Below are 18,750 nucleotides of genomic sequence, written 5' to 3' on the forward strand. Positions count from 1 at the left end.
AAGATCGAGCATTATGCAGGGCTGCTAGCCACTCGGGGCCCCGGGACCGGGTGTTGGGGCGAGTCAGAGTACTTGCCGCAGTCGGAGTCACAATCGGGGATGCAAGCAGTCTGCTGTTTGAGCCCAAAGTTTGTGATTGGTCCGGGGGACCAATCACTGGGCGAGTTCAGACTGCGCCCCGATTGTGACTCCGACAAGGGGACCGGCGCATTGCGCCGGCAAGTAGTCCGCCCCAACACCCGGTCCCGGGGCCTCGAGTGGCGACCTGCATAAAGCAGCTGGAACCTTAAACATCCCCAAGCAGTCTCCGAAACAAAGACAAGCGAAGCAGTCATCCTCCCTAAACTCTCTATATAGTCATAAAGGCATAGCAGCCTCACCGACTTGGCCCTACACTAGCCCGGAACAGATATTCCTGAGCGAAATTACTATGCATGAAGACATCCTGATTAACGTCACTCCGTTTGAAACCCGTGTTGCCCTGGTCGAGCAAGGTGCTGTCCAGGAAATTCATATCGAGCGCAGCATCCAACGCGGTTATGTGGGGAACGTCTATCTGGGAAAGGTGGCACGGGTTTTGCCCGGCATGCAAAGTGCCTTTATTGATATTGGCCTGGAACGCGCGGCGTTTATCCATGTCGCGGACTTACGCCAGAATCGCACCGAGCGTAATCAGGGTAGTCCCACCACGCCGATTGAAAAGCTCTTGTACGAAGGTCAGTCTCTATTAGTACAAGTCATCAAGGATCCTTTGGGCACCAAGGGTGCTCGTGTATCAACACAAATCAGTATTGCGGGCCGCATGTTGGTGTATCTGCCTTTTGATCCTCATATTGGCGTATCGCAACGGATTGGGTCGGATGCAGACAGGATCGAGCTGCGCGAGCGTGTCAGTCGTCTTATGCCCAAGGATGAGAAAGGCGGTTTCATCGTACGGACTCAGGCCGAATGCGCGACGGATGAAGAGATCAGTGCAGACCAGCAGTATCTGCGTACTTTGTGGACACGTATTCAGGAACGTATCCGCGAGCAAGGCGCCCCCTCTGTGCTTTATACGGACTTGAGCCTGGCGCAACGTGTTTTACGCGATATGGTGACGCCCAACACCCAATCCATCATCGTGGACTCACGCACCGTCGTGCAGGAGATGAAGGAGTGGGCACAGATTTACACGCCCTCGGTGCTTGAGCGCATCAGTCACCACAAAGGCAGTCGCGCTCTGTTTGATACAGCCCATGTGGATGAAGAAATCAATCGCGCCCTGTCGCGTCGGGTGGATTTGAAGTCCGGCGGCTATTTGATTATCGATCAGACCGAAGCACTCACTACGGTGGATGTGAATACCGGCGGTTTCGTCGGTGGTCGCAACTTTGACGACACGATCTTCAAAACAAACCTGGAAGCAGCGATTGCCCTGGCCCGCCAGCTGCGTCTGCGCAATCTGGGTGGCATCATCATCCTGGACTTTATTGATATGGACGACCCTGCTCACCGGGAGTCTGTCTTGCAGGAGCTGCAAAAAGCGCTGGCCAAAGACCGCACTCGCGTGACGATCAATGGCTTTAGTCAATTAGGTCTGGTGGAAATGACGCGCAAACGTACGCGTGACTCTTTGGCGCACCAACTATGCGAGCCCTGCCCCACCTGCCAATCGCGAGGTTCCGTCCGCACGGCCCGCACAGTCTGCTATGAAATCTTGCGCGAGGTCCTGCGCGAAGCCAAACAATTCAATCCCAAAGAATTTCGTATTTTGGCGGCTCAGGAAGTCGTGGACCTGTTTCTGGAAGAAGAAAGCCAGCACCTGGCCGTGGCGGGCGACTTTATTGGCAAGCCCATTTCCCTGGAGGTAGATCCGCACTACTCCCAGGAACAGTACGACATTATTTTGCTTTAAGTGCTGCTTGACGATTGTGGGATTGACCCTTGAGCCAATCCTCTCCATGCACGACACGCCCACCTAACAAAGTCAGCAAAGATTGTGTCTGGTGCAATTGATTGGCGGGAATGCTCAAGGGGTCTTGATTCAATACCGCAAGATCCGCTAATTTGCCTGTCACCAGACTGCCACGAGTCTCATCAGCAAAGGCCAACCACGCCGCATCCCGCGTATACAAGGTCAAGGCCTGTTCGGGTGTGAGCAACAAATCAGCTCGGCGCTGAACGACGCCCCCCAAAGAACGCCCACTTACCTGATACTCAATAGCCTGCCAGACACCGGCCACGCCGATACGGGTGGCATCCGTCCCCCCTGCAACCCTCATACCCATCGCCATCGCAGCCTTGCTAGGCGGTGTTTGTTCGGCAACACGAGGACCATTCGCTGCCAGAATTGCAGGAGCCTCGAAGTAAGGTCCCATTTGCACGCTAAACGCCAGCCCCAAATCACGCATACGTCGCAGCGTAGCAAGCGAGCCCGTATTCAAATGCGCCAGCGACCAGCGTAAATCCTTGATTGGGTGCTCACGAGCCACTTCCTCAATGGCATCAAGAATGCTGGCTGCACTGTCATCCGTATAGGCATGCAGTTCAACGGGAATACGGCGTTTTGCCGCATAGGCCAATGCCTTACGCATTTCCTTCTGATCAGTAGAAGAGGGAGCGAACCCTGGGGCCATACGTACAGCATCGTTCATGCCCATGACCAAACTTTCACCCAAGCCCAGAAATGCCAGATAACCGTCGTCATGCATGGAAGGTCGAAACGCCATATGGGTTTGCACCCAAGTCGTTTCATTTCCGCCCGGCGGAGGAGACAGACGATATCCCACACGCACGCTCAACGCGCGCTGCTGATGCAGCGAAAAGAGTGGCTCGAAAGCAGCGGGGCCACCGGCCGATGGGTCAATAAAACCGGTCACCCCACGCGCATTCAGTTCCTTAAAAAAGGCAAGCAGATTGGCTTCCTGATTCAAACCCTGACTAATGTGGGCAAACAAGGCATTGAAGGGGCCAATTCCACCCAACAATTTCCCAGTCGCTTTCCCCTGATCATCTCGCTCTACGGTGATACCCGCTGGCACCAAAGGTTGAGCTGTATCCAGCGCCAGCACCTCGATGCCACGGCGATTGACCAAGGCATAGTCATACAAGGACTGAACATACGCCGGATGATCCGGCACAAAACGGTCCAGGTCAGCGACCGTAGGCGCACGCTTTTCTGCAAACTGCTCGGGGATCCAGGAGCCTACAACAGCAAGCCACTGATCCGGACTACGTTCCTGTGCTGCGCGTTGCAAATCCAATAATCCCGACTGGAGGCTCAAGGCGTCATGCCAGTAGGTTTCGAACAGATAAGTTTGCCCGCCGCGTATTCCATGCAGATGGGCATCGATCAGACCAGGAATCACCACACGACCATTCGCATCCACCACCTGCGTCTCGGGACCAATTTGCGTTTGAACGTCAGCATCATTGCCAACTGCACTCAAATACCTTCCTCGCACCGCCAAGGCCGTGGCCCGCGGTTGCTCGGGGTTCATCGTCAGAATTAGAGCATTACGAATGACGATATCGGCCGATTCCCGCCCGCCGTTCGACATGACAGCCATGGTATCGGCTTCTGGCTGCGCATAAGCCACCACGCTACTCAAACTACAGGCCGTCAGTAAGGCTCGCACTAAAAAACGACGAAAACTGGGAAGGCATACGGGAGAACTCATAGCAAAGGTTTCCTGTTCTAGTTGTTCGATGCCCTTCTTGGAGAGGCAGCAGACACTGAGTCGGCATACCTTGGCAGAGCGGCCTAGCAATATGCAGGAGCCAGGTTCAAAGAGGCGACATGAGTTCACGTAAAACTCTCCAGCCATCTTGCATCTGCTCAAATCCAGGCAAAGGCAAACTCACTATAAACAGCCGAAATCAAGGTCGGTAGTAGGGTGAAAAGCACCTCAGCGTCCCACTTATGGAACGACATTGACTAGCAAGGCGAGATTTCCAAGAACTGAGCTGTTTAAGAGGACGCTGTACAGAGAGTTGTGGCTGTCATTACTGCCGAGCAGATGAGGGCAAACAGAAGCATTTGGTGAAGGTAGAGTGATACCGACAAGGTGATGGCATGAGGTAACTATCAAACTCCCCAAGCCACCCTTCCTTCAGCAGCCTGAACGCCGAAACTGAAGCTTATTCACTAATCTGATGGCGGATGATATGAAAGCCCTCTGACTCCTGAGGTGCCACAAAGTAAGAGCTGAACAAATCAAACTGCGCTTCGGTCGTCTCAAAGGGATGCTCACCACTGGCATTACGGGCATGCAAACGTGCCTTGCACAGTTTGTCAGCCACATCCAGATAATGCAGTTCATGAGCCACAGCCGATTTTTCAATCAGCTCCCGCGCCCAAGCGCGTGTTGCCAGGGTATTGGACGGAAAATCCAGCACTACAGACACTCCGGCCCGCAACAAAGCAGCAATATGCGGTGCCATGGCCGCCCGCAACTGCGCTGAACAGCGCGCGTAATCTTCCAAAGACGCAATTTGACCGGGGTATACGTTAGCCAGCCAAACGTCTTCGCTGATTAGTACGGTCTTGGGCTGCTCGGACAGCTTTTTAGCAAAGGTGGATTTACCCGCCGCTATCTTGCCGCAAATCAGATAGAGCATCGCTGCTGTCGAGGCTATCTGTCTGGCTTGGGGTGTAGAGGCAAGATCCATAATCATCTCTATTCATTGAGAGGGACTAAAAACAATAAACCCGCCTGAAAAAGCGGGTCACGAGCAGGACAGATTTGTCCTGCGATCAGGGCGCCTCATGTGCTGAGCGAGTTGCCCAGCACAAAGCTTGGACACTTACAGCGGCGCAACCGGTACAAAATCATCCTCGGGCAGCACTTCTTTTGGTGCATCGTCCGGGTTGCACACACCTGGAGCACGAATTGAAGTGAAGATCTCCTGAATCTCTCGCTTCACATCAGCGCGGTAAGCGTAAACCTTTGCGTCTACCCAACCCTTTTGCATCATGGTCAGATCGATCAGGATACTTTTATCCCAGCCCGCCCCCGGTTCCAGTTCGTAGCGCAAAGTGCCGTAGCTGGCCTGACGCTCATCCATTTTGAAAACCGCTGCTTTGCCACACTCGGCCTGATGCTTGAACAAGGCACGCTGAATACCCACAAAGTCCGTATTGATGCGGCGCTCCGTCTTGAAGTAACTGGGACGACGCAAATCCTGTTCTCGCAGTTCCGCACCCTGCTTGGCACACCCTGCCAACACAGCCAGCCCGGCCAGCGCAAGAATGATTTTCTTCATGATGTTCCTTATCGTGCAGCCCCAGGCTGCTTATTCGTTGAACTGAAACTGCATTTGGTAGAAACCGGCGTACACACCGTTGCGGGCCAGCAATTCGTCGTGACGGCCCTGCTCAATAATCCGCCCTTCGTCCAGCACCAGGATTTGATCCGCATTTTGTACGGTAGACAGACGATGCGCAATCACTAAGGTACTGCGGCCCTTCATCAGGGTCTCCAGCGACATCTGAACCTGACGCTCGGACTCATTATCCAGAGCCGAGGTGGCTTCATCCAGAATCAGAATGGGAGCATTTTTAATCAAGGCACGGGCAATGGCCAGACGCTGACGCTGGCCGCCAGACAGGGAATTGGCATTCTCGCCCACCATCGTATCCAGACCTTGTGGCAAGCCTTCCACGAACTCGCGCAGATTGGCTGCCTCCAGCGCTTCCCAGATACGCTCCGGCGTAACATCGGCTCCTGCACCATAGGCCACGTTTTGGCCAATCGTCGCCTCAAACAGCACCACGTCCTGGCTGACCAAAGAAATCTGGCTACGCAAGCTACGCAAGGTCAGCTCTTCGGAGGGAATGCCATCTACCCGCACTTGCCCACTGCTAGGAATCAAGAAACGCGGCAACATATTGGCCAGTGTGGTCTTGCCACTACCGGAACGGCCAACCAGGGCAATGGTCTGGCCGGGCTGCACCGCAAAACTGACCTCGGACAAGGTATCGCGATGCGCGTTGGGGAAACGATGTGACACCGAGTCGAACTCGATATGCCCATGCACAGGCTGCGTGAACTCTCGAGTCCCGGTATCGGGCTCAGGGTCCTGGTCAACCAGCTTGAAGACACTTTCTGCCGCCACCAGCATGCGCTGCATCGTGCCGGTGATATTGGTCAAACGCTTGATAGGGTCAAAAATCTGTCCCAGGGCAGCCATGAAAGCAGCAAAGCTACCGATAGTCAGCGTGCCGGTATTGGCCTGGTAAAGAGCGACAAAAATCACTCCGGCCACGGCAATCGACACAAACAGCTGTGTAATAGGCGACAGAGCGGCATCCGCAGAAGCTGCACGCATGGCGAAGCGGCGCAGGCGCGCATTCACATACATGAAACGGGTGTTTTCACGCTCGTAGCCATCAAACAGCTTGATGACACGTTGGGCATCGATAGCTTCACTGACCACACGAGTCAGCTCAGCATTCATGTTCACGGTATCGCGGTTGATGCGGCGCAGGCGACGCGACACCAGTTTGGCCACAAAGACCGAGGCGGGCATGACCAGAAACACGATCACGGTCAATTGCCAGGACATGTAAAGCAGAACACCCAACAAGGCGATCACGGTCAAGGTTTCACGCACTACGACGGTGACCACCTCGGTGGCCACACCAGTCATGGTGCCGGCATCAATCGTGAAGCGGTTCAGCAAACGGCCAGTATCCCCTTGCTTGAACTCCGAGTCGGACAATCCCAGCAAGCGCGAGAACATGTCACCACGTAAAGTCAGCAACATTTTGTTGGCGATCCAGGCAAACAAATAAGAACTGCCGTAACTGGTCACGCCGCGCACAAACATCAGCCCGATCACCGCCAGCGGGATGGACCACATATAGTCCGGATTGGCACCCGTAAAGCCATCATCCAGCAAAGGCTTCATGATCACCGCCAGCACTGGCTGGGTAGCCGAGGAGATACTGACCAGGATCAGCGCCAGCACCGCCACCTTCCAATAAGGCAGCAAACGGCTATAAATGCGCTTCCAGAGATCGGATTTGACAGGATCGTGCCCAGCAGGCTTGATTTTGGTTTCTATGGCGTTGGACAACGAGGACACCCTATATACTATCTAATTGTGTTTATTCTAACGCTCATTGCCTGAGTCGAGCGCCTCCGCACTTGTTGGTTCTGCCTAGTTGTCCTGTTCATGTCTGATCCCTCTGCCCTTTATTTACGATTGCCTAATTGGCTAGGCGATGTATGCATGAGCCTGCCGTGTTTACAGGCTCTGCTGGATACCGGTTTGCCCGTCGTGGTTTGCGCCCGCCCCTGGGCCCGCGAACTGCTGGCGGCTTACCCCTTGCATGGCTTCATCCCCATGAGCAGCCACTGGCACCAGGATGCCAAAGCCATACGCCGTTATCGTCGCCAGCACGGCCATCGCCAAGCGTATGGCCTGCTGCTGCCCGATTCGCTGAGCAGCGCCCTCAGCTTCAAACTGGCAGGTCTGCCAGCCTGCGGTTACCGGGACGATGGCCGTAGCCTTTTATTACGATGGCCGTTAAATAAGCCGCAAAAGCAGTTGCATGCGGTGCAATCCTGGTTCTATATTGTTCAGCAGGCTTTGGCGCTGTGGAAATTGAACCCGGCGCCTGAACAAGCCCCAGCCACCCTGGATTTGACGCTCAGCCCCCTGCAACGGCAAGAAGGCGACAACAGTCTGCGCCAAGCCGCCCTGCGCCCCGGTGACTATATTCTGATCGCCCCTACCGCAACGGGACTGCACAAAGGCCGCGTCAAAGTCTGGCCGTATTTCGACCAACTGACCCGCCATCTGCAAGCCCAAGGCAAAACCGTCATTATGTGCCCCCCGCCCAACGAGCATGAGGCTGCCCTGCAAAATGCGCCCAGCGCACGTTGCCTGCCGCCCCTGCCTTTAGGAGCGTTTGCGCGGCTTTGCCAACAGGCGCAGTGGGTTATTTGCAATGACTCTGGCGTCTCCCATGTCGCGGCAGCCATCAAGGCCCAGCAGCTGACCTTATGTGGCGTCACCAACCCTGAAGACACCGGTCCCTGGTCGCCACGGGCGATTTGCCTGGGGCGCGATGGCCAATGGCCAACGCTGGACGAGGTGGTGCAAGTGCTGGAGTCAGAGCGGGAGCACCCATGAATGTATCGAGCATCCTGACCAGCCTGGTCATTCCGCTGAATTTGTTTGCCGCCCTACTACTTGTGGCGGTGCTGCTCTTTATCTTGCGCCTGCGCAAAACCGCCGCCGCTCTGGCCTTGGCCGGACTGCTCTGGACCGGCGCCTGGTCCCTGCCTGCCACCAGTCTGTATGCGGGCGGTTATCTGGAAAAAATGTATCCCTATCAGCCGGCTGAGCAGGTAACGCAAGCCGATGCCATTGTGGTTCTGGGCGGCCACACCGCTCAAAACCGCAGCAATTGGTTCTTGCCCCAAACAGCACAGAAAACATCGGCGCGGGTAGAACGAGCGGCCGATCTGTATAAAGCGGGCCGTGCACCTTACATTGTCTTGTCGGGAGCCGCGCTGGACGGCGGCATCAGTGAAGCCAAGGTCATGGCCAACACCCTGACTAATCTGGATGTGCCCGCCTCGGCCACACTGATGGAAAACGAAAGCCTGACCACCCAGCAAAATGGTGCATACACCGCCCAGCTACTGCAAGAAAAGCAGGCCAAGAAAGTCTTGTTGGTAACCTCTGCCCTGCACATGCCACGCGCCATGGCAATTTTCCGCAAGCAAGGGGTCGATGTCATTGCGGCTGGTGCCGCCCCACAGCTAACGGTTCCGAACAGCCCCGAGTTTTCCATGTGGAAACCCAATCTGATGGCCCTGCAATCCAGCCGCTCCATCATCAAGGAATATGTCGGGATTCTGGTGTACTGGTCCCGAGGCTGGGCATGATTTGCCGTTCTGAATGTGGGGCCTGCTGTATCGCCCCCTCTATCTCCAGTCCTATCCCCGGCATGCCCCACGGCAAGCCTGCGGGTGTGCCCTGTATTCAGCTGGACGAACAGCTACGTTGTCGGATTTTTGGCCAACCCGAACGCCCTGCCTGTTGCTCGGGCTTGCAAGCCTCACCGGAAATGTGTGGAGAAAAGCGGGAAGATGCCTTGATCTGGCTGACGGAGCTGGAAACACTCACTGCTCCGTCCCTCAACAACTAAGCATAAAAAAAGCGTTCTGAAATACACTCAGAACGCTTTTTACTACAGGCTTGGCCTGCACCTGACTTTATAGCGCCCGCGCCTTCAAATAGGCCTGATAGGTATCCACCGAAAAACGCTGCGCATCAAAACGGTTTTCTGCGCGCTGCCTGGCACGCTTGCCCACGGTATGCAAGCAGTACTTCTGACATAACATGTCTCGGACATGCGCCTCAATGGCTGCCACGTCTCCACAAGGCACCACCCAACCCTCATGCAAATGCTCGATGCTTTCCGGTAAACCACCCGCATTGGAGATCAAGACGGGCAGCCCCAAAGCCAAGGATTCGTAGCACGCGTACGAGGCCGACTCTTTGTATGAAAGCACAAACCCCACATCACAGGCAGCCAGGATCGACCGCACATCCTTAACCAAGCCGGGGAAAACCAATTGTTCGGCACAGCCCAAAGCCTGCACTTGCTCCCGAACAGCCTGCGCAGGTGGATCACCTGCTACCACAATCCGAACGCGCTGCTTGAGTTCCGGCTCCAGACGGGATACTGCTTCAACCAGCAGCAACCAACCTTTTTCCAGATCCGTGCCACCCACTGAGCCCAGCACCAAACTGTTCTCTGCCAAATCAGCGCCGAAAAGTGCTTGGCGTGCAGCCTGCTTTTCCTGCGCGGAAACCGGGGAATAATGCTCCAAGTCCAGACCGTGATAAATCCGTTCAACGTTGCAACGCCGATAATCGGAATTGGCGAGTTGGCGGGCAACATAATCGCTGACAGCAATGCAAAGATCAGTCCCAAAGCGCGCCCGCAAACGGTTACCCATGCTGTGTAGGCGCTTGGTATTGTGTTTGGTCCAGATAATAACGGGAGGATTCGACAAGGTTTTGCAGGCGATCATGACATGACGATGATCGGTACTGCCATTGCAATGCACGATATCGAAGGCTTCGCGCTGCAAAAAACGGCGCAGGTTCCAGATTTCCGACAAGGCCGTCCCGATACGGGCGGTATACAGGCCTGGCAACACTCTTACACCGGGTATCTGCGACGCTTCCCGATACAGTCGGCCCGTTGCCGGTGCCGCCAGAGTGAATTCACACTGATGGGCCAAACCGCGCAACAAACCCAGAATATAGGTGACATGGCCACCGCCATTACCATGGTGAATATCAGTGATCAGGACCTTCAAAACTCGCTCCGTCAGCGGCTGTGAATGACAGACAAATACTCAGATCGAGCATCTACAGGCCACAAAGTGTATCCGCTATTGCGTAAGCTGAACAATGACTGAACAGCAGTTTTGACGATTTAATCTCGGTAAAAGAGAAAACCTGGCTGCACCTGCCTTTAATCTTGGCGGCGAAGCAACACTTTTTGATACAGGTCCTGATAGCGAGTCGCGACGGCAGGCCAACTGAATTGCACCAATAACTCACGCGAGTTCTCGATCAGGTTCCTGGCCATGGCCGGGTCCTTGCTGATTTTCTCAATCGCCTGAGCCAGTTCCTGAGCATCCTCCGGATGGCTGAGCAGCAGTGCGTGATAGCCGCCCTGCACATATTGGGCAAAGCCGCACCACGGAGCCGGGCTCAGGACAACCGGCAAGCCATAGGACATGGCTTCCAGCGGTGCCATGCCAAAGCTGTCATTCAGGGTGGGATGCACGTAAATATCGGCAGCGCGATAAAAAGGTTCGACGTTGGAGGTTTCACCCTGCAGGATGACGCGATCCTGCATATTCAGAGTCTGAAGCTGCTGGCGTATCTGGTCACGCAAACCCGGCTTTCCGCCCACCACCAGCAATCGATAATGGGAAGGCAGTTTCGCCAAGGCTTCCAGCACCGTATTCAAGCCTTTACGCAGCGGATTACGAGCCACCAACAGGCAGACAACCTGATCGTTCGTAAAACCCAAAGACTCGCGAACCTGGGTGCGCTCCTGGCCTTGGGCATCGGCTTGCGGCAAGGCCACACCGGGAGCAATGACGGGATAGTCGTGCACGCTGCCATAGGCTTGCTGCAATTGTTCGGCAATCAGGCCCGAAACGGCGACTACGGCATGAGGACCGGGGCGCAAACGGCGTTTTTCCAAACCCAGATACCCCCAGACCCTGGGGCTGAAGTAGGAGCCCAGTTTTTTCAATAAAGGCAAAGGCCGCACGCGCCAGTTAAACCGCACGGGGGTGACATGCACTACTTCCACGTCCCCGCACCAGCCGTTCATGTGCGAGTGCACAATATCAAAACCTTGCGCCGTGGCCTTGGCGGCCTGACGGGCAAACAGGATACCGCGTATCCAGCCCGGCCAATGCGACCAATGTCGAATAGGCACATAGGCCAGTTTCAAATCACAGCGACTGTCATATTCGCGCGCAAACACGGTGATTTCGTGTTTTTCGGCCAGCTCGCGCATCAGTTCCACCCCATACGCTTCAGCGCCGCCAAAGCGGTTACCGAAACGGTCGACCACAAAAGCGATGCGCAGGCGCTCGGGAATCGCAGCGGGAGTATCGCGGGTTTGATCTGAGCTCATGAGCGGGAAACCGTACGACGCTTGTCTTCCAGGCGTGTCACGCACTTTTGCACGAAGCGCAAAATATTGGTGGAACGCGAGACCGTCACACGGGGCAAGTCAAACAAATCATCGTCTGAACGAGCCAGACCGCGATTGGTCGTGGTGGCATTCAGATAACCAGCCTGACGCACCTGCTCACGAATAGCCTGATTCTGATCGCCATAGGGATAGCAAAACGCGCTGACTTCCACTTGCAGCACGTCTTGCAGCTCTGCCTTGGATTGCACGATCTGGTAATGGGCAATTTCCGAGGACACATCGGTCAGATGCACATGGTCCAGCGTATGCGAACCGGCTTCATGACCGGCGTTCACCCAGGCGCGCAGTTCTGGCAAGGACATCAGACCGGAATGCGGCACTCCTTTGGGTTGGTCCCAGAAGTTCGAACCGTCCAGATGCCGCGCCACAATGTAATTGGTCGCCGTAAAGCCCAATTCATCCAGCACCGGCATGGCGTTCTGAAAGACGTTACGGTAGCCATCATCAAAGCTGATTCCCACAACCTTGCCCTGCTTTTCACCCCGCAGGTACGGCATCAGTTGCGCCATGGATAAACCACGGTAACCCAAGCGCTTGAGCCAAGTCATCTGGCGCCGAAAATCAGTAGGATGCACGGTCAAACCACGGTAAGGCGAGCCCTTGGGAGCAGGCACCCCGACCTGGTGGTACATAAGAATCGGAATCATAGGCGGCATTATAAGGGGCTAATCAGACTTCTGACGGGTGTAATACCACAGCTTACTATATCGAAACAGGCTGCCAGAAGCGGCCATACACGCCAGAATGAAGCCTTGCGGGCCATCCAGAAATCCCCGTCGAACAATATAGTGACGCACGAAGGTCCAGCTGGCATGGCCAGCAATGCCCGGCAGGCTGGTGGTCTTGCCCTTGGCCTGCATTTGACGGGCCGCATCCGAGGAATAACGGTTGATCTTGTCGATAAAGACTTCAAGACTGGCGTAGGGGTAATGCAGAAAATGTCCATCCAAGACCAGGACTGGATGCTCGGTCTGCACGCTTTCATGGACTTTGGCGTCGTTAAAGCGGGCTGTACCACGCTTGAACAGTCGTAATACCCGGTCTGGCCACCAACCGCTATGGCGCATCCAGCGGCCAGCGAACTCTGACAGGCGGGCAATCCGGTAAGCCGTACCACGCGGCTGGATCATTTCCTGCTGAATCAGTTGTGCAAGCTCGGGCGTAACGCGCTCGTCCGCGTCAATGGACAGCACCCACTCGCCCGTGGCCTGATCCAGTGCCCGATTCTTCTGCGGCCCAAAACCGGGCCAATCCGGGGTGACCGTCACGTTCGCCCCCATGGAGCGGGCGATTTCCACCGTATCATCCGTACTGCCCGAGTCCACCACAATAATCTCGTCCGCAAAGGCAACGGATTCCAGGCAGGCACGAATATGCGCCTGCTCGTTTTTCGTGATCAGGATAACGGACAGGCGCTTGCCAGAACTCGACGCGGCGCTTTGCCCTATTTCTGTCGTTGACGACGACGCCATGCTTTCCACCTGTTGAAAATCGGACCGATCACGGGATGTACCGCAACATTCAGCCTGCGTCCTACCGATACGCCCGTCGTGTCACGCACGGCGAAACGATAAATGTGCAAAGGATCGCTACCAGGCTGGTTGGAGCCGAAGGCGCGCGTTGTATACAGATAGCGGAAACCGGCTTGCTGGGCGACCTGCACATAATCAGGATCAAAATAGCCTTGCGGCCAACACAGCTGGTCAGAGACCATACCCATATTGGCCTTCAAGGTCTGACGGGATTGCTCCAGTTCCCAACGCATCTTGTCGTTCTTTTGATCGCGCTGTTCGCTCAGGTCCCAGCGAGTATGGGTATGAGTATGACTGTGGAACTCGAACACACCATCAGCCTGCATGGCGTGGATTTCACTCCAGCGCAAAATCACCTCGTCGCTACGACCTTGCTCGATACGCGCTTCACATTCACGATGATCCGGGCATTCGGGCACGTCCTGGCCCTGGCCCAGATAAGGGCGCACAGGCCCCTCATTGATCCAGCTTGTCACCAGGAAAATCACGGCATTGAAGCCATATTTTTTCAACAAGGGATAAGCGTAGACCCAGTTATCCAGGTAGCCGTCATCAAAGGTAATCAGTACCGATTTGGGCGGTACGCCCTGCCCTTGCAGATGGCCTACAAATTGCTCGGTTGTCAGGCTGGTCCAGCCGTTTTTCTTCAACCATTGCAAATGCTGCTCGAAATGCTCGGGACTGGCATTGATCATGCCCCCTTCCGGGGTGACATGGTGGTACATCATGACGGGCACAGTGCTTGCCACTTTCATCCCTGAAGCTCCTTTAACCAAGCATAATAAGCGCCTTCCAGCCGGTCGCCCATGGCAACCGGGGTAAAGCGCTCGTCGCTACGACAAAACAGGCGCCCTGCGGCTCCCATTTCCTGACGCAACTCCGTGCTCCGGATCATTTTTTCCAAGGCGGCACGCCACTGCTCCGGGTCGTGCAAATCCGCCAGCAAACCGCTGCGGCCTTCTTGCATCATCTCCGGGACCCCGCCAACGCGACTGCCCAGCACAGGAATGCCAGCGCTTCCAGCTTCTACAAAAACAGTGCCCGACGCTTCCATATGGGTCGCCAAGGCAAAAATATCCAGATTGGGCAGAATCGAAGGCACATCTGCACGAGCGCCCAGCATATGAATCCGCCCTTGCAGTCCCAGCTCCGCGATCAAGGCCTGCAACTGTTCATAACCCGGAGAGCCGCCCCCCACCAGCACCAAGTGCAATTGAGGGTAGCGATCAAATAAAGGCTGCATGGCGGCGATCAGTTCATGATGGCCTTTTTCGCGCCGCAATACGGCAACGCAACCTACCAGCAAGGTATCAGACGCCAAACCCAACTGGGCACGCAAATCCAGGAGGGGCGCTGAATCAATCACGCTGGGATCGACACAGGGATAGACCACCCGAACATGCCCAGGTTTCACGCCCCGCTCGATCAGGTGATCGCGCACATAATCGCTGGGCGTAATCACCCGTTTGGGCACGATGGTGTAAGACATCAAGGAGCCCACTTTCTTGGCCAGATGGCGCGTACGCACAATCAAGGGAGTTCCCGCCAGGCGCCCGGCCACACCGGCCAGCATGGTGTCACGGCGGCTATGGCTGTTCAGCACATCAAACTGACCTTGGCGCAAGACCCGACGCAACTGGCGCACACCGCGCATGTAATTGGCCGGGCCATCCATCAACAGGGTATGAACCACAAAACCCTCGTCGCGCAGGCGCTCGGTCAACTGGGCGTGGGGTTGGCAGGCGGCCTCCACCTGATGCCCCCTTTCGCGCAAGATGCGCATGGCTCGCAGAATGTAGTTTTCCTGACCACCAAAGCTGGTGGCAGCTTCCGAGTGCAGAATGCGCAAGGGCCTCATCGGTAGCTGATCTCCACCTCGCGCGTGGCGTCCCAGCCTTCCAGCTGCTCCAGCAGGGAATCCGCCAGACGAACACGCCACTGCGGGCCCAACTGCACCACGCACTCATAATCGGGACGCAGCAGTTGTACCTCGACCGGCACCCCGCCCTGCTCCTGGGCACGGTGTGGTGCCAACAAGGTTTGCAGACGCTGTGCGTCGGCATTATTGTTCAGGCCGATGCTCAGGCAACTGGCACGGGCTTCACGGGCCAACTGCAAGTCAAAAATAGCATCAGCATTGATACGCAAGCCGCCGGTGTAATCGTCGTTGCTGACCTTGCCCTGGATGATGATCAACTGGTCTTCTTTCAGACGCTGGCGATGCTCTTCAAACAACTCATTGAAGATGGCCACTTCCAGCTGCGCCGAGCCGTCATCCAGCATGGCGTAAAGCATCTTGCCGCGACGTGTCATGCGTACACGCACCGCTGACAGCACACCGGCAAACCACTGCGGACTGCGCGACGCTTCCAGACGTGCCAACGGTGTCGGTGCAAAACGGCGGACCTCATCACGCCAGGCGTCAAACAAATGGCCGCTGAAGTAAAAGCCCAGTGCCGTCTTTTCCTGACGCAAGCGATCTTGCAGGCTCCAGGGAGCCACTTTCGCAACCTCGCCTTCCACAATATCGTTGGAGTCGTCATCAAACAGCGAAGACTGGTTGGCGCTACGTTCGGCCTGTTCGGCAGCTTCGGTAGCGGCACCGATACTGGCCAGCAAAGCGGCGCGGTTTTCATCAATCGTGTCAAAAGCGCCGGCACGCACCAAGGCTTCAATGGTGCGCTTGTTCACCTGATGGCGGTCTACACGACGGCAGAAATCAAACAGGCTGGTGAAAGGACCGCCTTGCTTGCGAGCATCCACAATTGCTTCAACCGCAGCCTGACCGGTCCCCTTCACGGCGCCCAGACCGTAGCGCATGGTGCGTGGCGGCAAGCCTTTTTCCGTATAGCTGTCCTGCACAGGCTCAAAGCGATAGTTGGACGCATTGATATCTGGCGGCAAGACTTCCACGCCGTTGGCCAGCGCGTCCTTCCAGAAAATCTGTACCTTATCGGTATCGTCCATATCGGACAGCAAAGTCGCGGCCAGGAACTCGGCCGGATGGTGGGCTTTGAGCCAGGCCGTCTGATAGGCAATGAGAGCATAAGCAGCGGAGTGACTCTTGTTAAAGCCATAGCCCGCAAACTTTTCCATCAGGTCAAACAGCTTGACCGCCAATTCAGGGTCGTGGCCTTTCTTGACCGCCCCTTCCTCGAACAGAACACGGTGCTTGGCCATCTCCTCGGGCTTTTTCTTGCCCATGGCGCGGCGCAGCAAGTCGGCGCCACCCAGCGAGTAGCCACCGATAATCTGCGAGATCAGCATCACCTGTTCCTGGTAGACGATGACCCCGTAGGTGCTGCTCAAGGTGCTTTCCAGATCCGGGTGGAAGTAATCGACCTCGGCTCGACCGTGTTTACGGTTCACGAAGTCCACCACCATGCCTGACTCCAGCGGCCCCGGGCGATACAGGGCCAGCATGGCGATAATGTCTTCAAAAGTGGAAGGCCGCAGACTGCGCAGCAGCTCCTTCATCCCACGCGATTCCAGCTGGAACACCGCTGTCGTATTACCTTCGCACAACAGCTTGTAGGAGGCGTCGTCATCCAATGGCAAGGCCATGATGTCGAACTCGCGCTTGTCCGCATTGAACTGGCGTACATAGCGCACGGCCCAGTCCAGAATCGTCAGGTTACGCAGCCCCAGAAAGTCGAACTTGACCAGGCCGGCAGCCTCCACGTCGTCCTTGTCGTATTGCGACACGGCGTTGGCGTCCGGGCCAGACTGGGCATACAGCGGGCAAAAATCGATCAATTTGCCGGGTGCAATCAAGACCCCCCCGGCGTGCATGCCCACACTACGGGTCAGGCCTTCCAAGGGACGGGCCAGATCGATCAGGGCTTTGACTTCCTCGTCGTTCTCGTAACGCTCGCGAAAGGCCGGCTCATCGGCCAGCGCACGTTCCAGCGTCCAGGGATCGGCGGGGTTGAACGGAATCAGTTTGGACAAGCCATCGCACAGGCTGTAAGGCAGTTCCAGCACACGGCCTACGTCGCGCACCACGGCTTTTGCGCCCAGAGTACCGAACGTGGCGATCTGGCTGACGGCCTGACGGCCATATTTCTGTTTAACGTAATCAATAACGCGTTCGCGGTTGTCCTGGCAAAAGTCCACGTCAAAGTCAGGCATGGATACCCGCTCGGGATTCAGGAAACGTTCGAACAGCAAGTCATAGCGCAAGGGATCCAGATCAGTAATCCCCATGCTGTAAGCCACCAGGGAACCCGCCCCCGAACCCCGGCCCGGCCCTACGGGCACGCCATTGTGCTTGCCCCAGTTAATGAAGTCCGCCACGATCAGGAAGTAGCCGGGAAAGCCCATGGAAATAATGGTGTTGCACTCCCACATCAAACGCTCTTCGTAAGTGGGGCGTTGCTTCTCGCGCTCCTCGGGGTCGGCATACAGCTGCTTCAAGCGGATTTCCAGACCGTCTTTGGCCTGTTGAATCAGGAAGTCACCCAGCGACATGCCATCGGGCGTGGGAAAATCGGGCAGATAGGGTTTGCCCAGTTCCAGCTCCAGGTTGCAACGCTTGGCAATTTCCAGCGTGTTTTCCAGCGCAGCAGGAACGTCCGCAAAGCGCTGCTGCATTTCGTCCGAGCTTAGAAAATATTGCTCTTGCGTAAAACGCTTCACACGCTTAGGGTTGGCCAGCTGTTCGCCTTCGGCAATACACACCCGCACCTCATGCGCGCGGAAATCGTCCGGGGCAATAAACTGAATCGGGTGCGTAGCAACGACAGGCAGGTCCATCTCTGCTGCCAAACGCATGGCAGCTTGTACATACAGCTCATCGCCGTCCGCACCGCTGCGCTGCAGTTCAATATAGAAGGCGCCGGGAAACAGGTCTGCCCACTGACGGGCGCAATCACGGGCCAAATCCAGATTGCCATCGGCCAGAGCCTGGCCTACATCACCCATACGAGCACCGGACAAGGCAATCAAGCCACTACATTCTTTCAGCCAGGCGCGCTGTACCTCTGCCCGCCCCTTGTATTGGTTCCCCAACCAGGCGCGGGTCAGAATGTCACACAGGCTCAAGTAACCGGCCTCGTTTTGCACCAGCAATAGCAAGCGCGACGGTTTTTCGCGGTCTTCCTCGTTTTGCAGCCAGATATCACAGCCCATGAGGGCTTTCAGCCCGGCTTTACGCGCCGAGGTATAGAACTTGATCTGTCCAAACAAGTTGCACAAGTCCGTCAAAGCCAGTGCAGGCTGCCCATAAGCCTGCGCTTTCTTGATCATTTCGGGAATACGGGCGATGCCGTCCACCACGGAGAACTCCGAGTGGGATCGCAAATGGACAAAGGAAGGGGTGGTTTCGCTCATGATGGAATTGTACTGAAGCCTATGGACATTGTTGAGGCTGAAATGGCGCTACGGGTGAATACCTTGAAACGTATTGCAAGGCATTCAAACCCAAAGCACATGATCTGCAAGGGCGCATCCCAATGCCCAATATCG

General features: G+C 56.0%; 15 protein-coding genes. 4 read left to right on the plus strand and 11 right to left on the minus strand.

The features are described from left to right. The first annotated feature begins 430 nt into the window (after positions 1-430). Positions 431-1,894, plus strand: a complete 1,464-nt coding sequence (rng, locus tag KOE80_RS18285) for a ribonuclease G (protein ID WP_009461688.1) — start codon at positions 431-433, stop codon at positions 1,892-1,894. Here the strand turns inward: rng and KOE80_RS18290 are convergent. From KOE80_RS18290 to msbA, 4 genes are all read right to left on the minus strand, one after another. Next, positions 1,881-3,659: an amidohydrolase gene (locus KOE80_RS18290; RefSeq protein ID WP_226349682.1), complete on the minus strand. Its 1,779-nt coding sequence runs from the start codon at positions 3,657-3,659 to the stop codon at positions 1,881-1,883. The genes rng and KOE80_RS18290 overlap by 14 nt on opposite strands. Positions 3,660-4,119: 460 nt before the next feature. Then, positions 4,120-4,650 (minus strand): AAA family ATPase, encoded by a 531-nt coding sequence (locus KOE80_RS18295; RefSeq protein ID WP_226349683.1) that lies wholly within the window; start codon positions 4,648-4,650, stop codon positions 4,120-4,122. Between the two features lie 135 nt (positions 4,651-4,785). Further along, positions 4,786-5,244, minus strand: coding sequence for a hypothetical protein (locus KOE80_RS18300; RefSeq protein WP_009461686.1), 459 nt, complete (start codon positions 5,242-5,244; stop codon positions 4,786-4,788). A gap of 30 nt (positions 5,245-5,274) precedes the next feature. Beyond that, positions 5,275-7,068, minus strand: coding sequence for a lipid A export permease/ATP-binding protein MsbA (gene msbA, locus KOE80_RS18305; protein ID WP_009461684.1), 1,794 nt, complete (start codon positions 7,066-7,068; stop codon positions 5,275-5,277). Between the two features lie 147 nt (positions 7,069-7,215). Here msbA and KOE80_RS18310 point away from each other — a divergent pair, with 147 nt between their 5' ends. The 3 genes from KOE80_RS18310 to KOE80_RS18320 are packed head-to-tail and all read left to right on the plus strand — an operon-like array spanning position 7,216 to position 9,145. Further along, the gene (locus KOE80_RS18310) at positions 7,216-8,121 is read left to right on the plus strand and encodes a glycosyltransferase family 9 protein (protein WP_226349684.1); all 906 of its coding nucleotides are present in this window, start codon (positions 7,216-7,218) and stop codon (positions 8,119-8,121) included. Continuing rightward, the gene (locus KOE80_RS18315; protein WP_009461680.1) at positions 8,118-8,882 is read left to right on the plus strand and encodes a YdcF family protein; all 765 of its coding nucleotides are present in this window, start codon (positions 8,118-8,120) and stop codon (positions 8,880-8,882) included. Before KOE80_RS18310 ends, KOE80_RS18315 begins: the two co-directional genes overlap by 4 nt. Beyond that, positions 8,879-9,145, plus strand: a complete 267-nt coding sequence (locus tag KOE80_RS18320) for a zinc/iron-chelating domain-containing protein (protein ID WP_009461678.1) — start codon at positions 8,879-8,881, stop codon at positions 9,143-9,145. Before KOE80_RS18315 ends, KOE80_RS18320 begins: the two co-directional genes overlap by 4 nt. Positions 9,146-9,212: 67 nt before the next feature. Here KOE80_RS18320 and KOE80_RS18325 read toward each other — a convergent pair whose 3' ends face one another. From KOE80_RS18325 to dnaE, 7 genes are all read right to left on the minus strand, one after another. Continuing rightward, positions 9,213-10,328: a glycosyltransferase family 4 protein gene (locus tag KOE80_RS18325; protein ID WP_035270697.1), complete on the minus strand. Its 1,116-nt coding sequence runs from the start codon at positions 10,326-10,328 to the stop codon at positions 9,213-9,215. A 158-nt stretch (positions 10,329-10,486) separates the two neighbouring features. After that, positions 10,487-11,671 carry a glycosyltransferase family 4 protein gene (locus KOE80_RS18330; RefSeq protein ID WP_137431242.1) on the minus strand — a complete coding sequence of 395 codons (1,185 nt, stop codon included), beginning with the start codon at positions 11,669-11,671 and terminating at the stop codon, positions 10,487-10,489. Beyond that, a complete protein-coding gene (locus KOE80_RS18335; protein WP_060185766.1) occupies positions 11,668-12,384 on the minus strand; it encodes a polysaccharide deacetylase family protein in 717 nt (238 codons plus the stop codon). The genes KOE80_RS18330 and KOE80_RS18335 overlap by 4 nt, the downstream gene beginning before the upstream one ends. Before the next feature lie 33 nt (positions 12,385-12,417). Beyond that, a complete protein-coding gene (locus KOE80_RS18340; RefSeq protein WP_226349685.1) occupies positions 12,418-13,224 on the minus strand; it encodes a glycosyltransferase family 2 protein in 807 nt (268 codons plus the stop codon). Then, positions 13,197-14,039: a polysaccharide deacetylase family protein gene (locus KOE80_RS18345; RefSeq protein WP_022983576.1), complete on the minus strand. Its 843-nt coding sequence runs from the start codon at positions 14,037-14,039 to the stop codon at positions 13,197-13,199. Before KOE80_RS18345 ends, KOE80_RS18340 begins: the two co-directional genes overlap by 28 nt. After that, positions 14,036-15,142 carry a glycosyltransferase family 4 protein gene (locus tag KOE80_RS18350; protein ID WP_083053968.1) on the minus strand — a complete coding sequence of 369 codons (1,107 nt, stop codon included), beginning with the start codon at positions 15,140-15,142 and terminating at the stop codon, positions 14,036-14,038. The genes KOE80_RS18345 and KOE80_RS18350 overlap by 4 nt, the downstream gene beginning before the upstream one ends. Continuing rightward, positions 15,139-18,615, minus strand: a complete 3,477-nt coding sequence (gene dnaE / locus KOE80_RS18355) for a DNA polymerase III subunit alpha (protein WP_226349686.1) — start codon at positions 18,613-18,615, stop codon at positions 15,139-15,141. Before dnaE ends, KOE80_RS18350 begins: the two co-directional genes overlap by 4 nt. Positions 18,616-18,750: the final 135 nt, after the last annotated feature.

Origin of the sequence: Alcaligenes sp. 13f (assembly GCF_020496585.1) — a bacterium.
Classification (GTDB): Bacteria; Pseudomonadota; Gammaproteobacteria; order Burkholderiales; family Burkholderiaceae_B; genus Alcaligenes; species Alcaligenes phenolicus.